Source organism: Pseudomonas sp. B28(2017), from assembly GCF_002113025.1.
Lineage (GTDB): Bacteria > Pseudomonadota > Gammaproteobacteria > Pseudomonadales > Pseudomonadaceae > Aquipseudomonas.
The window spans coordinates 646,555-660,913 of the sequence record NZ_NEJH01000003.1 but is presented as its reverse complement, the minus strand read 5'-3'; the positions used below and the strand labels follow the sequence as shown (position 1 = coordinate 660,913).

The following is a 14,359-nucleotide window of genomic DNA, read 5'->3' as shown; positions in this document are numbered from 1 at the left end:
GTAATGAATGAAGGTAGCTCTGGATGCCAGCCGTCAAAGTAAAAGAGAACGAACCCTTCGACGTAGCTCTGCGTCGTTTCAAGCGCTCCTGCGAAAAAGCCGGTGTACTGGCTGAAGTTCGTAGCCGCGAATTTTACGAGAAGCCAACTTCTGAGCGTAAGCGCAAAGCAGCAGCTGCTGTTAAGCGTCACGCCAAGAAAGTTCAGCGCGAACAGCGCCGCGCCGTTCGTCTGTACTAATACACAGACGATCGTAGCAAGCTTCTGCCAAGCCCGGCCCTCAGCCGGGCTTATGGCATTTGCGTAAAACGCTTGATGCTTCACCGTCAAAGCCGCAGACGCGACCGAGACAAATCTGCTTCACCGCGTCAGACCTGGCTCTTTTGCCAGCGGTGCACGTCTTTTCTGACGAGCCTTTCAAGGCTACTGACGAGCACACCCACTGATTCCTCTCACGACGATCAGCCCAAGGCACCTGCTTGCGTGCCAGATGATAAGCTATCCGAGGCCTATGATTGGCCGCAGCGGATTCAGCGCAACACATTCAAACAGTCGAATACTGATTGGCATTAACGTCAGTGAATTTTCGGCAGATACACTTCCCGACAGCGATTACGCAGACGACACTGGTCGAGCCGCACACTTTGCGCGCCTCAAACAATGACCGCGTATGGTCGCCGTACGTTTCGGGTTCCTTTCAGCGCAGATGACGAGAACGCCATGGCCGGGCTAATTCCCCAGAGCTTCATTGACGACCTTCTGAACCGCACCGACATCGTCGACGTGGTCAGCTCGCGCCTGCAACTGAAAAAGGCGGGCAAGAACCACACCGCCTGCTGCCCGTTTCACAAAGAAAAGACTCCATCGTTCAGCGTCAGCCCCGACAAGCAGTTCTATTACTGTTTCGGCTGCGGCGCTGGCGGCAACGCCCTCGGCTTCATCATGGACCACGACAACCTGGATTTCGTCCAGGCCGTCGAAGAACTGGCCAAAGCCGCCGGCATGGAAGTCCCCCGCGAAGAAAGCGGCCGGCCGCACAAACCGCGACAGCCAACCGATTCGCCGCTGTATCCGCTACTCAGTGCCGCTGCCGACTTTTATCGACAGGCCCTGAAAAGCCACCCATCGCGCAAGGCCGCCGTGGATTACCTGAAAGGTCGCGGGCTGACTGGCGAAATCGCCCGGGACTTCGGCCTCGGCTTTGCTCCGCCTGGCTGGGATAACCTGTTCAAACACTTGAGCAGCGATACCCTGCAACAAAAAGCCATGATTGATGCCGGCCTGCTGATCGAAAACGCCGAAAGCGGTAAACGTTACGACCGCTTCCGTGACCGCGTAATGTTCCCGATCCGCGACAGTCGCGGGCGCGTCATCGCCTTTGGCGGCCGGGTATTGGGCGACGACAAGCCGAAGTATCTGAACTCCCCGGAAACCCCGGTTTTCCATAAAGGCCAGGAACTCTACGGCCTGTACGAGGCGCGCAAGACCAACCGCAATCTCGACGAGATCATCGTCGTCGAGGGTTACATGGACGTCATTGCCCTGGCCCAGCAAGGCCTGCGCAATGCCGTCGCGACCCTGGGCACCGCCACCAGCGAGGAACACCTCAAGCGACTGTTTCGCGTCGTGCCCAGCGTATTGTTCTGTTTCGACGGCGATCAGGCCGGTCGTAATGCTGCATGGCGGGCACTGGAGGCGACACTTTCAAGCTTGCAGGACGGTCGTCGTGCACGCTTTCTGTTCCTGCCCGAGGGCGAAGACCCGGACACCCTGGTCCGCTCCGAAGGCACCGATGCCTTCCGCGCACGCATCAACCAGCACGCGCAGCCTCTGGCCGATTACTTCTTCCAGCAACTGACAGAAGAAGCCGACCCGCGCTCGCTTGAGGGCAAGGCCCACATGGCTACCCTCGCCGCGCCGTTGATCGACAAAGTCCCGGGCGCCAACCTGCGCACCTTGATGCGTCAGCGCCTGAGCGAAATCACCGGCCTGAGCGGCGAAGCGGTGAGCCAGCTGGCACAAAGCGCCCCGCAAGAAGCGCCGCCGGCCTACGACCCAGGCATCGATTACGACGCAATGCCCGATTACAGCGACTATCATCAGCCGCAGGCACAGGAAATGTATGTGCCGCAGCAGGAATGGACGCCGAAGAAACCCGGTGCAGGAGGCAAGAAATGGGACAAGAAACCGTGGGACAAGAATGGCAAACGGGGCGGTGATCGCGATCAACCCCGCGCGCCACGGGTGCCCGCCGCCGTAGAACCACCGACCCTCGCCGCCTTGCGCACGCTGCTGCATCACCCGCAACTGGCCGAAAAAGTCGAGGATGCCGGGCACTTCGCCGCCGAGGACCACACCAACACACAATTGCTGGTGGCGCTACTCGAAGCCGTACAGAAGAATCCCAAGCTAAACTCAATTCAACTGATTGCGCGCTGGCACGGCACAGAACAAGGCCGCCTGCTCAAGGCCCTGGCGGAAAAGGAGTGGCTGATTGATGGAGACAACCTTGAACAACAGTTTTTCGACACCATTACTAGCTTGTCAGCCCGTCAACGCGAGCGAAACCTGGAACAACTTCTTAGAAAAGCGCGTCAAAGCGAATTGACCAGCGAAGAGAAAAATCAACTGCGCGACCTCTTGAGTCGCAATGTTTCCGCATCAAACCCGACCTCAACTGGCGCGTGAGGTCATAGCTCAGGTATAATCCTCGGCTTGTTTTTTGCCCGCCAAGACCTTCAGTGGATAGGGTGTTATGTCCGGAAAAGCGCAACAGCAGTCTCGTATCAAAGAGTTGATCACACTTGGTCGTGAGCAGGGCTACCTGACTTACGCGGAGGTCAACGACCACCTGCCGGAGGATATTTCAGATCCGGAACAGGTGGAAGACATCATCCGCATGATCAATGACATGGGGATCAACGTATTCGAGGTTGCGCCAGATAAGGATTCCCTTATGCTGGCCGACGCCGATACCGATGAAGCCGCAGCCGAAGAGGCCGCTGCAGCGTTGGCTGCGGTCGAGACCGACATTGGTCGCACTACCGACCCGGTGCGCATGTACATGCGCGAAATGGGTACGGTGGAGCTCCTCACACGTGAAGGCGAAATCGAAATCGCCAAGCGTATTGAAGAGGGCATCCGTGAAGTGATGAGCGCAATCGCGCACTTCCCTGGCACGGTTGATCATATTCTCTCCGAGTACACCCGCGTCACCACCGAAGGTGGTCGCCTGTCCGACGTCCTGAGCGGTTATATCGACCCGGACGACGGCATTGCACCGCCTGCGGCAGAAGTGCCGCCGCCGATTGACGAAAAGGCCGCAAAAGCGGATGACTCGGACGACGACGAAGACGCCGAAACTTCGGATGACGAAGAAGAAGCCGAAAGCGGTCCGGATCCGATCATCGCCGCCCAGCGTTTTGGCGCTGTGGCCGATCAGATGGAAATCACCCGCAAGGCGCTGAAAAAGCACGGTCGTCACAACAAGGCAGCGATTGCCGAGTTGCTGGCCCTGGCCGATCTGTTCATGCCGATCAAACTGGTGCCGAAGCAATTCGAAGCCCTGGTCGAGCGTGTTCGCAGCGCCCTGGATCGCCTGCGTCAGCAAGAGCGCGCAATCATGCAGCTCTGCGTTCGTGATGCGCGCATGCCGCGTGCGGACTTCCTGCGCCAGTTCCCGGGCAACGAAGTCGACGAGAGCTGGAGTGATACCCTGGCCAAAGGCAAAGGTAAATATGCTGAAGCCATTGGCCGCCTGCAGCCGGACATCGTCCGTTGCCAGCAGAAGCTGACCGCGCTGGAAATCGAAACCGGTTTGACCATCGTCGAAATCAAGGACATCAACCGTCGCATGTCGATCGGTGAGGCCAAGGCCCGCCGCGCGAAGAAAGAGATGGTTGAAGCCAACTTGCGTCTGGTGATCTCGATCGCCAAGAAGTACACCAACCGTGGCCTGCAATTCCTCGATCTGATCCAGGAAGGCAACATTGGCTTGATGAAAGCGGTAGACAAGTTCGAATACCGTCGCGGCTACAAATTCTCGACTTATGCCACCTGGTGGATCCGTCAGGCGATCACTCGCTCGATCGCCGACCAGGCCCGCACCATTCGTATTCCGGTGCACATGATCGAGACGATCAACAAACTCAACCGTATTTCCCGCCAGATGCTGCAGGAAATGGGTCGCGAACCGACCCCGGAAGAGCTGGGCGAACGCATGGAAATGCCTGAGGACAAGATCCGCAAGGTATTGAAGATCGCAAAAGAGCCGATCTCCATGGAAACCCCGATCGGTGATGACGAAGACTCCCATCTGGGTGACTTCATCGAAGACTCGACCATGCAGTCGCCAATCGATGTTGCAACCGTTGAGAGCCTTAAGGAAGCGACTCGCGAAGTGCTGTCCGGCCTCACTGCCCGTGAAGCCAAGGTACTGCGCATGCGTTTCGGTATCGACATGAATACCGACCACACTCTCGAAGAGGTTGGCAAGCAGTTCGACGTGACCCGTGAGCGGATTCGTCAAATCGAAGCCAAGGCGCTGCGCAAGCTGCGCCACCCGACGAGAAGCGAGCATCTGCGCTCCTTCCTCGACGAGTGATACCAGAACCCCCGGCCCAGGCCGGGGGTTTTGTTTTATGGCAGATTAATATCTCCGCACTTCCCCCCTCCACTCCGTAGCCCGTCTACACTCGAAACATTCCCCAGAGCCATAACGAGACCGTTATGCCCAGACTGCCGACCGTGCTTTTTTTGCTGTCGCTGATGACCTGGACCGCAACGGCTGGCGCGCTGACTCTAACTGACGATGAACGTAGCTGGCTGGCGGCTCACCCGGACTTGCGCCTGGGTGTCGATGCGTCGTGGCCGCCCTTCGAGTTTCGCGACGATGAGGGCCGCTACCAGGGCCTTGCCGCGGATTACATCGAGATCATCCGCAAAAGGCTGGCAACCCGGCTCACGCCCATCGAGCCGGTGAGCTGGACTGCTGTCCTGGAACAAGCCAAAAAAGGCAAGCTTGACCTGCTGCCAGGCATCATGTCGACCCCGGAACGCCAGAAATACCTGTCGTTCACCCGCCCCTATCTGGACTTTCCGATTGTCATCCTGGCCCATGTGGGGGGCCCCCAGCCACATAACCTGAAAGAACTGTACGGCCTGAAAATAGCTGTGGTGGAAAACTACGCCCCCCACGAACTGCTGCGCACCCACCACCCCGACCTGAACCTGGTGGCGATGCCCAACGTCAGTTCGGCGTTGCAGGCACTGGCCACCGACGCAGTGGACGCCGTGGTGGGCGATCTGGCGTCCAGTGTCTGGAGCCTGCGCCAGCTCAGGCTCGATGGGTTGTATGTCAGCGGTGAAACCCCGTATCGCTACCAACTGGCCATGGCGGTACCTCGCAACAACACAATGCTTGTAGGTATTCTCGACAAAGTCCTGGCGGACATGAGCCCCGCCGAAATCAGCGCCATTCAGGAGCATTGGGTCGGCAACGTCCTCGATCATCGAACGTTCTGGAATGACCTGTTGATCTATGGCCTGCCCGGGTTGCTGCTGCTGACCATCGTGCTGGCGACGGTTATCCGCATCAACCGCCGCCTGAGTTCGGAAATCGCCCGCCGGGTCGATCTTGAACAGGAACTGCGCAGCAGCGAGTACCACTACAGAGGCCTGGTGGAGAGCCTGTCGGCCATCGCCTGGGAAGCAAATGTCACCGACTACACCTACAGCTATGTATCGCCCCACGCCGAAGACCTTCTTGGTTATCCCCTGTCCCATTGGCTGATTCCGGGCTTCTGGCGCAACATCATTCACCCCGCCGACCTGACCCGCGCCCAGAACTTCTGCGACCACGAAATACTGGCCGGGCGCGATCACCGCCTCGATTACCGGGTGATCACCGCCGACGGCCGCTGTCTTTGGGTGCGCGATATCGTCAGCCTGATCGAACACGGACATGAGCCGGTGTTGCGCGGGTTGATGATCGACATCACCGACGCCAAGCGCACCGAAGAAGCGCTGCGCCTGTCAGAACAGAAATTCGCTTCGGTGTTCCAGCAATGCCCGGACATTCTGGTGATCGCGCGCCTGAGCGACGGTTGCCTGCTGGAAGTCAACGAAGCGTTCGAAGAACAGATCGGCCTCAAGGCCGAGGACGTTATTGGCCACACCGCCACCGACCTGAACATCTGGGGAATACCCGGCGTTGGGCCGGGCCTGTTGCAACGCTTGCAGGCCGGCAGCATCCGCAACCTGGAAATGCCTTTTCGTCGCAGCAATGGCCACGTGTTTACCGGCCTGATCTCCGCCGAACCGTTTAACCTCGACATGACATCGGCGCTGGTGGTCGTGGTGCGGGACATCACCCAGCTCAAGGAAACCCAGCAACAACTGCAAACCTCCGAAGAAAAATTCGCCAAAGCCTTCCACGCCTCCCCCGACGGCTTGCTGCTGTCGCGGCAAAGCGATGGCTTGCTGCTGGAGGTCAACGACGGCTTCAGCCGCATTACCGGGTTCAACAGCGCTATGTCGGTGGATCGTTCAGCGCTGGAGCTCGGCATCTGGGTCAACCTTAACGAACGCAAACAAATGCTTGATCTGTTGCACCGGGACGGTTTCGTCCGCGACTTCAGCTGCCATATCCGCCGCAGTGACGGGCAGATCCGTCTCTGCGAAGTGTCCAGTCGCCCACTGCCGATTGGCGATGACGACTGTATGCTGACCATCGCCCGGGACATCACCGAGCGACACCTGATGCAGGAAAAACTGCAACAGGCTGCAACCGTGTTCGAGAGCACCGCCGAAGGCGTATTGATCACCGATACCCAGCAACACATCAGCGCGGTCAATCGTGCGTTCACTGAAATCACCGGCTACAGCGAGAGCGAAGCCCTGGGTCATACGCCACGCCTGCTCGCCTCGGGTCTGCACGACAGCGCGTTTTACGCGGCCATGTGGCATCAATTGACTGCCGAGGGTCACTGGCAAGGCGAGATATCCAACCGACGCAAGAACGGCGAGCTCTACCCGAGCTGGCTGACCATCAGCGCCGTACGCAACCGCGAAAAATTCATCACCCACTTTGTTGCGGTGTTCGCCGATATTTCCAGCCTCAAACACGCCCAGGCCAAACTCGACTATCAAGCGCATCACGATCCGCTGACTGGCCTGCCCAACCGCACTTTGTTTGAAAGCCGCTTGCTCACCGCGCTCAATAGCCAAAAGGAAAATGGTGGCCAGGGTGCCGTGTTGTTCCTTGACCTCGACCGCTTCAAGCACATCAATGACAGCCTGGGCCACCCGGTCGGCGACCTGCTGCTCAAGGGCATTGCCGTACGTCTCAAGGAGCAGTTGCGTGACATCGATACCGTGGCGCGCCTGGGCGGTGACGAGTTCATAATCCTGCTGCCGGGCCTGCAACAACCCAGTGATGCCGACCACCTCGCCACCAAGTTGCTCAATTGTTTCACCGCGCCGTTCCAGGCCGGTGAACACGAGTTTTTCATCAGCGCCAGCATCGGCACCAGCCTCTATCCGAAGGATGGCTGCGACGTTGCCACACTGATCAAGAACGCCGACGCCGCGATGTACAGTTCCAAGGCCAAAGGCCGCAACCGTGTCGAAAGCTACACCCGCGACCTCACCGCTCAGGCCAGCGAACGCGTGGCACTGGAGCACGAACTGCGCCGCGCCATCGAACGCAACGAATTGCACCTGTGCTACCAACCGAAAATCAGCCTCGAAGACTACAGCCTGGTCGGCGCCGAAGCCCTGATCCGCTGGCGCCATCCGACCTTTGGCGACGTGCCGCCGGAACACTTCATCCCGCTGGCTGAAGAGAACGGCATGATCCTGCAAATCGGCGACTGGGTCCTGGAAACCGCCTGCCGGCAGATGGCCGAATGGCACCGGTTGTACGAAAGTCCCGGCCCGCTCTCGGTCAACCTTGCCGGCGCCCAATTGCGCCAACCCAACCTGCTGGGCCGTATCGAACAGTTGCTCAAGGACAACCGCCTCAACCCGGGTTTCCTGCAACTGGAAATCACCGAAAACTTCATCATGAGCCAGGCCGAAGAAGCGCTGGCGGTGCTGCATCAACTCAAACATCTGGGCGTGCAACTGGCCATCGATGACTTCGGCACCGGTTACTCGTCCCTGAGTTACCTCAAGCGACTGCCGCTGGACATCCTCAAGATCGACCAATCCTTCGTCCGCGGCCTGCCGGACGATCCCCACGATGCGGCGATCGTAAGCGCCATCATCGCGCTCGGACGCAGCATGCAATTCACCGTGATTGCCGAAGGCGTCGAGACCCAGGCGCAACAGCAATTCCTCGCCGCCGAGGGTTGCGAGCAAATCCAGGGCTACATTGTCAGCCCGCCACTACCCCCGGACGAATATGCCGCGACGTTTCTTCGTACAACCGTAATGGCTTTTTCGGATGGCACAGTCGCGAAACCGTCGTTATAATCCGCGGCCTACTGAGGGCCTATAGCTCAGTTGGTTAGAGCAGAGGACTCATAATCCTTTGGTCCACGGTTCAAGTCCGTGTGGGCCCACCAATCAAGAAAGCCGCGTTTTTACGCGGCTTTTTTTTCGCCTGACGTTTAGTTTCGATTACTTCAGGCGTCGCTTTATCAGATGACGCCTAAGGACCTTGTAGGCAAACTCCGAATCTTCTATTTGGGCTCACTCCTACAGGGGGCGGGCCTGACTCATCTCCAACCGCTCAAGCATTTCTCGCGTCAACACGACCTCATAGGTATCCGCCGGTCGGCCCCACTGCTCCACAAGGACCATGCGGTCTACCAGCGTCTCTCCCAGTTCAGTAATGGTCTCGGATAGCGCCTCGACGATTTCCTGCGTCCGCATCCACAGGCGGTCATTGATCGCTTTCATCTCGGTCGTGATACTGCCCGACGACGCGGGGTCTGTATCCGGATAGACGATGTTGCGCAGCAGATGCTGAAGCTCCCTGATTTTTGCGTAGTCCTGTTCCGCCCCTTGCTCACCTTTGAGGATGGCTGTGGCTTTCGGCTTGTCGACGCGTTTCGCGGCTGAAGGTTTTGAAGGCAGTGTCTGCGCCATTGCGCCAGCCAGGAGCACCATCATCCGGGCTTCCAGATGCTCTTTCATCGCTTCTATCGATGTAATCGGGCGCACCAGCGTAATGCAGGCCCCTCCCTGATGCCGCAAATCCATGGTCACCGTCAGGGTCACGCCGCCCGTTTCAAACCCCAGGGCGCGGGCCACGACGTAGTGGCCCATTTCGTGATGGGCGATCTGCAGAGCATGATCGCGTACTGCGGGGGGCATCTTCCTCGTCATATCCATTGCCTCGGAACCTTCGTTCTCGCATTCGACTACGAGTGATGGTCGCTGTCCATCCTGATGCCCCGCGCTTTGTGGAAGCCTGCCGCGAAGGGCTCGAAAGCATCGCGTCCAAGCAGTCAGCACGCGTATCGTTCACGACCTTCGCGAGCAAGCTCGCTCCTACGGCAAAGCATAGGCAATCACATAATCCCCACGATCGGTCGACTGACGCGCACCGCCTACCGTCAGCAGGATGTACTGCTTGCCGGTTTTCGGCGAAACGTAGGTCATCGGCCCGGACTGGCTGCCCACCGGCAAACGCGACTTCCAGATTTCGTTGCCGTTGCCGGTATCAAAGGCGCGCAGGTAGAAGTCCTGGGTGCCGGCGAAGAACAGCAGGCCCGACTGGGTGGAGAGTGACGCGCCGAGGGTCGGCATGCCGATCGGGATCGGCAGGTGCATGCGGATGCCGAGCGGGCCGGTGTCCTGCACGGTACCGACCGGGACTTGCCACATCAGTTTGTGGGTCTTGAGGTCGATGGCTGACAGGGTGCCGAACGGTGGTTTCTGGCACGGAATGCCGACCGCCGAGAGGAAACGCTCGCGCATTGCGCCGAATGGCGTGCCTTCCTGCGGTACCACGCCCATTTCGATGCCGCTGGCCCCAGCGCCGATCTTGTCGCGCGGGATCATGTAGTTGGCCAGACCCAGGCGCATGTCGTTGACGAACATGTAGTTCGTGTTCGGATCGACCGAGACACTGCCCCAGTTCATGCCGCCCAACGAGCCCGGGAATTGCAGGGCGCGGTCCATGCCCGGTGGGGTGTAGACGCCTTCGTGGCGCATGCCTTTGAACTGGATGCGGCACATCAACTGGTCGAACGGTGTGGCGCCCCACATGTCGGATTCGGTCAGGGTCTTGTTACCGATTGACGGCATGTCGACCGAGAACGGCTGGGTGGGCGAATAACGCTCGCCGGGAACCTTGCCTTGCGGCACCGGGCGTTCCTCGACGCGGGCAATCGGCACGCCGGTCTCGCGGTTGAGCAGGAAGATCTCGCCCTGCTTGGTGACTTGCGCCAAGGCTGGCTGGGTGCCGCCCTTGTCGTCCGGCACGTCGTACAGCAGCGGTTGCGCCGGCAGGTCGAAGTCCCACAGATCGTGGTGGGTGGTCTGGAAGTGCCAGCGTACCTGGCCGGTTTTTACGTCGATGGCGACGATGGACGAACTCCACTTGTCGTCGAAACCGGTACGTTGACCGCCGAAGAAGTCTGGCGTCGCGTTGCCGGTCGGCAGGTACACCAGACCGAGCCTGGCGTCGTAGGACATGGCCGACCAGACGTTCGGCGTGCCACGGGTGTAAGTCTCACCGGCCGGCGGACGCTTGGTGGTGTTCGGATTGCCCGGATCCCATGCCCATACCAGCTCACCGCTGCGCACGTCGTAGGCACGAACTACGCCCGGCGGCTCGCCTGTGGAGTAGTTGTCGGCCACGCGGCCACCGACGATCACCACGTCCCCTGCAACCAATGGGGTCGAGGTCTGCTGGTAGTAACCGGGCTTCACTTCACCCATGTCGGTGGTCAGGTCGACAGTACCGTGGTTGCCGAACTCTTCGCAGGGCTTGCCGGTGCCGGCATTGATGGCGATCAGGCGCGCATCGCCGGTCGGCAGAAACAGACGTTTCGTACAGGCAGTTGGCTGATTGTCCGAAGAAGCCGGGGTTTCGGAGTAGCCCAGGCCACGGCAACGCTGCCAGTTGGGCGCGGTGCCTTGCGGGTCGAACTTCCAGCGCTGGGCGCCGGTGTCGGCATCCAGGGCGAAGACTTTGCCGTAGGCAGTACAGGTGTAGACCGTGTCACCGATTTGCAGCGGGGTGTTCTGGTCTTCGGCACCGGCGCCGGTGCTTTGCGGGATGTCACCGGTGCGGAAGGTCCAGGCGACCTGCAATTTGTCGATGTTGCCTTTGTTGATCTGGTCCAGCGCAGCAAAGCGATTGCCGGCGGTGGTGTTGCCCCAGTGAGCCCAGTCTTTCTGCTCGGTGCCCGGCGCGACCGGCGTTACCGCAGGCTCAACGGTGGCCTTGACCACGTGGGTCGGGACGAACATGTAGGCCATTGTCGCAACGACTCCCACGCCCAGAATGCCGGCCAGACCGTAAGCACCACGCCCGCCGATCGCGCCCGAAGCACGGACCAGGGTCGGATAGATCAGCGCCACAACCAGACCGATCACGGCGAACGTCAGTACTCGCGAGACCAGCGGCCAGTATTCGAGACCGGCATCCCATACCGCCCAGCTTGCCGTGAGGATCAACGCCCCACCATACAGCCATGCGCCGAGCGGCTTGCACCGGGCGATCATCAACCCGGACACCAGCATCGCCAGGCCCATCAGCAGGAAATACCAGCTACCGCCGAGCGCGATCAGATAGCCACCGCCACCAGCCAGGCCGAGCCCGATCAGCGCAATCAGCACACCCAGCCCCGCCATCAACCATTTGCTGCCGGCGGCAGCCCCAGAATTGTTCATGTCGGAAATTTTCCCCATTTGTGACAAGGGCGAAATCATGTACTAACTAGTTACTTATGGCAATTTGTCGCAGACAGAAATGTCATGAACGGTACCGGGACCAGATCAGGGATCCGTCGCGAGCGTCATGCAGAATCTGCCTGTAACATGCTTGCGCACTGATCCATACCGCTGGAGATAAGCCTTTGCCTGACACTCGCCCACCCGTTCTCGATGAAATCGACCGCCAGTTGATTGCCGCCCTGCAGATCAACGCCCGCGAGAGCGTGGCCATGCTGGCCCGGCAACTGGGCATCGCTCGCACCACGGTCACCTCGCGCCTGGTCCGGCTGGAAAAGGCCAAAGTGATCACCGGTTACGGCGTGCGCCTCGGACAGCGGGTGGTGGATGGCGGGTTGCAGGCGTATGTCGGGATCACTGTGCAGCCGCGTTCCGGCAAGGAGGTGTTGCGACGCCTGAGCGCGATGGCGCAGGTGCAGCAGCTGTGTGCAGTAAGTGGCGAATTTGATTATGTCGCGTGGTTGCGCACCGATTCGCCGGAGCAGCTGGATCAGTTGCTGGATCAGATTGGCAGTGTGGATGGGGTGGAGAAGACCACGACTTCGATCATCTTGAGTAGCAAGATTGATCGAGGGCAGCCGGTTTGAATACTCCCACAGTGGACAGTATGCACATCATCATCGTCATATTGACCAGTAAAATTACAAAACGACGACACTTTGCGTCTTATTAACGTGTTCTGTGCTCTCTAGAATGGCTGGCATCTTTTCCTATACTCAGATGCGCATTCCGCGTCGGGTCGCCAGTAAGGTCAGCCATGAACAAGAACAATCGCCATCCTGCAGACGGTAAAAAACCAGTCACCATTTTCGGCCCGGACTTTCCCTTCGCCTTCGACGACTGGATCGAACACCCGGCTGGCCTGGGCAGCATTCCCGAGCATAATCACGGCACCGAGGTGGCGATTGTCGGCGCCGGTATCGCGGGGCTGGTGGCCGCATACGAACTGATGAAGCTTGGCCTGAAACCGGTGGTCTATGAGGCCTCGAAGCTGGGCGGCCGCCTGCGCTCCCAGGTGTTCAACGGCACCGATGGCATTGTCGCGGAGTTGGGTGGCATGCGTTTTCCGGTGTCGTCCACCGCGTTCTATCACTACGTCGACAAGCTGGGTCTTGAGACCAAACCCTTCCCCAACCCGCTGACACCTGCTTCCGGCAGCACCGTCATCGATCTGGAAGGCAAAACCCATTACGCACAGAAACTGGCGGATCTTCCTGCACTCTTTCAGGAAGTGGCTGACGCCTGGGCCGATGCCCTGGAGGCCGGTTCACAATTCTCTGATATCCAGCAAGCAATCCGCGACCGCGACGTGCCGCGCCTCAAGGAGTTGTGGAACACCCTCGTTCCGCTGTGGGACGACCGCACCTTCTACGACTTCGTCGCCACCTCCAAAGCCTTCGCCAAGTTGTCGTTCCATCACCGCGAAGTGTTCGGTCAGGTCGGCTTCGGCACAGGCGGCTGGGACTCCGATTTCCCGAACTCGATGCTGGAAATCTTCCGCGTGGTGATGACCAACTGTGACGATCACCAGCATTTGGTGGTCGGTGGCGTGGAACAAGTCCCGCAAGGCATCTGGCGCCATGTACCGGAACGCTGCGTGCATTGGCCGCAAGGCACCAGTCTCAAGTCGTTGCACAATGGCGCTCCACGCTCCGGGGTGAAGAAAATCGCCCACGCACCGGATGGCCGTTTTGCGGTCACCGACAACAACGGCGACACCCGCGAATACGCCGCAGTGCTGACCACCTGCCAAAGCTGGTTGCTGACCACTCAGATCGAATGCGACGAAACCCTGTTCTCGCAAAAGATGTGGATGGCTTTGGACCGTACCCGCTACATGCAGTCGTCGAAGACCTTCGTGATGGTCGACCGGCCGTTCTGGAAGGACAAGGATCCGGAAACCGGTCGCGACCTGATGAGCATGACCCTCACCGATCGCCTGACCCGCGGCACCTACCTGTTCGACAACGGCGACGACAAGCCGGGGGTGATTTGCCTGTCGTACTCGTGGATGAGCGACGCGCTGAAAATGCTCCCGCACCCTGTGGAAAAACGCGTGAAACTGGCGTTGGATGCATTGAAAAAGATCTACCCGAAAGTCGACATCGCAGCGCGGATCATCGGCGATCCGATTACCGTGTCCTGGGAAGCCGACCCGCATTTCCTTGGTGCATTCAAAGGCGCCCTGCCCGGTCACTACCGCTACAACCAACGCATGTACGCGCACTTCATGCAGGACGACATGCCGCCCGAGCAGCGCGGGATCTTCATTGCCGGCGACGACGTTTCGTGGACGCCGGCCTGGGTTGAAGGCGCTGTGCAGACCTCGCTCAACGCGGTCTGGGGCATCATGAAACACTTCGGCGGTGCAACTCACGCCGAAAATCCGGGTCCAGGAGATGTGTTCAACGAAATCGGTCCGATCGCCCTGCCCGAGTAAGAGGAATCCG

At 59.5% G+C, this 14,359-nt stretch carries 8 protein-coding genes and 1 tRNA gene; 7 read left to right on the top strand and 2 right to left on the bottom strand.

The window, feature by feature from the left end; genetic code table 11:
- Nucleotides 1–23 precede the first annotated feature (23 nt).
- From rpsU to CAF65_RS12275, 5 genes are all read left to right on the top strand, one after another.
- The gene (rpsU, locus tag CAF65_RS12300; RefSeq protein WP_002551877.1) at nt 24–239 is read left to right on the top strand and encodes a 30S ribosomal protein S21; all 216 of its coding nucleotides are present in this window, start codon (nt 24–26) and stop codon (nt 237–239) included.
- Between the two features lie 480 nt (nt 240–719).
- Nucleotides 720–2,687, top strand: coding sequence for a DNA primase (gene dnaG / locus CAF65_RS12295; RefSeq protein ID WP_085716513.1), 1,968 nt, complete (start codon nt 720–722; stop codon nt 2,685–2,687).
- A gap of 67 nt (nt 2,688–2,754) precedes the next feature.
- The gene (gene rpoD / locus CAF65_RS12285; protein WP_085716512.1) at nt 2,755–4,602 is read left to right on the top strand and encodes an RNA polymerase sigma factor RpoD; all 1,848 of its coding nucleotides are present in this window, start codon (nt 2,755–2,757) and stop codon (nt 4,600–4,602) included.
- 125 nt (nt 4,603–4,727) lie between these two features.
- Complete coding sequence (locus CAF65_RS12280) at nt 4,728–8,474, top strand: bifunctional diguanylate cyclase/phosphodiesterase (RefSeq protein WP_085716511.1); 3,747 nt, start codon at nt 4,728–4,730, stop codon at nt 8,472–8,474.
- 15 nt (nt 8,475–8,489) lie between these two features.
- A tRNA-Ile gene (locus CAF65_RS12275) sits at nt 8,490–8,566 on the top strand.
- Between the two features lie 133 nt (nt 8,567–8,699).
- Here CAF65_RS12275 and CAF65_RS12270 read toward each other — a convergent pair.
- Together CAF65_RS12270 and CAF65_RS12265 are read right to left on the bottom strand one after the other, a co-directional pair.
- Entirely contained in the window at nt 8,700–9,332 is a 633-nt protein-coding gene (locus CAF65_RS12270; RefSeq protein WP_085716560.1) for a peptidase M41, read from the bottom strand.
- A gap of 165 nt (nt 9,333–9,497) precedes the next feature.
- Nucleotides 9,498–11,849: a glucose/quinate/shikimate family membrane-bound PQQ-dependent dehydrogenase gene (locus CAF65_RS12265; RefSeq protein WP_085716559.1), complete on the bottom strand. Its 2,352-nt coding sequence runs from the start codon at nt 11,847–11,849 to the stop codon at nt 9,498–9,500.
- 185 nt (nt 11,850–12,034) lie between these two features.
- Between CAF65_RS12265 and CAF65_RS12260 the strand changes: the two genes are divergently transcribed.
- Nucleotides 12,035–12,496 (top strand): Lrp/AsnC family transcriptional regulator, encoded by a 462-nt coding sequence (locus CAF65_RS12260; protein WP_085716510.1) that lies wholly within the window; start codon nt 12,035–12,037, stop codon nt 12,494–12,496.
- A 170-nt stretch (nt 12,497–12,666) separates the two neighbouring features.
- Nucleotides 12,667–14,349: an NAD(P)/FAD-dependent oxidoreductase gene (locus tag CAF65_RS12255; RefSeq protein WP_085716509.1), complete on the top strand. Its 1,683-nt coding sequence runs from the start codon at nt 12,667–12,669 to the stop codon at nt 14,347–14,349.
- Nucleotides 14,350–14,359: the final 10 nt, after the last annotated feature.

What these genes read in the sequence shown, in the direction of transcription:
- rpoD (WP_085716512.1), top strand. Translation starts at nt 2,755, where the DNA reads ATGTCCGGAAAAGCGCAACAGCAGTCTCGTATCAAAGAGTTGATCACA.
- CAF65_RS12255 (WP_085716509.1), top strand. Translation starts at nt 12,667, where the DNA reads ATGAACAAGAACAATCGCCATCCTGCAGACGGTAAAAAACCAGTCACC.
- CAF65_RS12265 (WP_085716559.1), bottom strand. Translation starts at nt 11,849, where the DNA reads ATGAACAATTCTGGGGCTGCCGCCGGCAGCAAATGGTTGATGGCGGGG.
- CAF65_RS12280 (WP_085716511.1), top strand. Translation starts at nt 4,728, where the DNA reads ATGCCCAGACTGCCGACCGTGCTTTTTTTGCTGTCGCTGATGACCTGG.
- CAF65_RS12270 (WP_085716560.1), bottom strand. Translation starts at nt 9,332, where the DNA reads ATGACGAGGAAGATGCCCCCCGCAGTACGCGATCATGCTCTGCAGATC.
- rpsU (WP_002551877.1), top strand. Translation starts at nt 24, where the DNA reads ATGCCAGCCGTCAAAGTAAAAGAGAACGAACCCTTCGACGTAGCTCTG.
- dnaG (WP_085716513.1), top strand. Translation starts at nt 720, where the DNA reads ATGGCCGGGCTAATTCCCCAGAGCTTCATTGACGACCTTCTGAACCGC.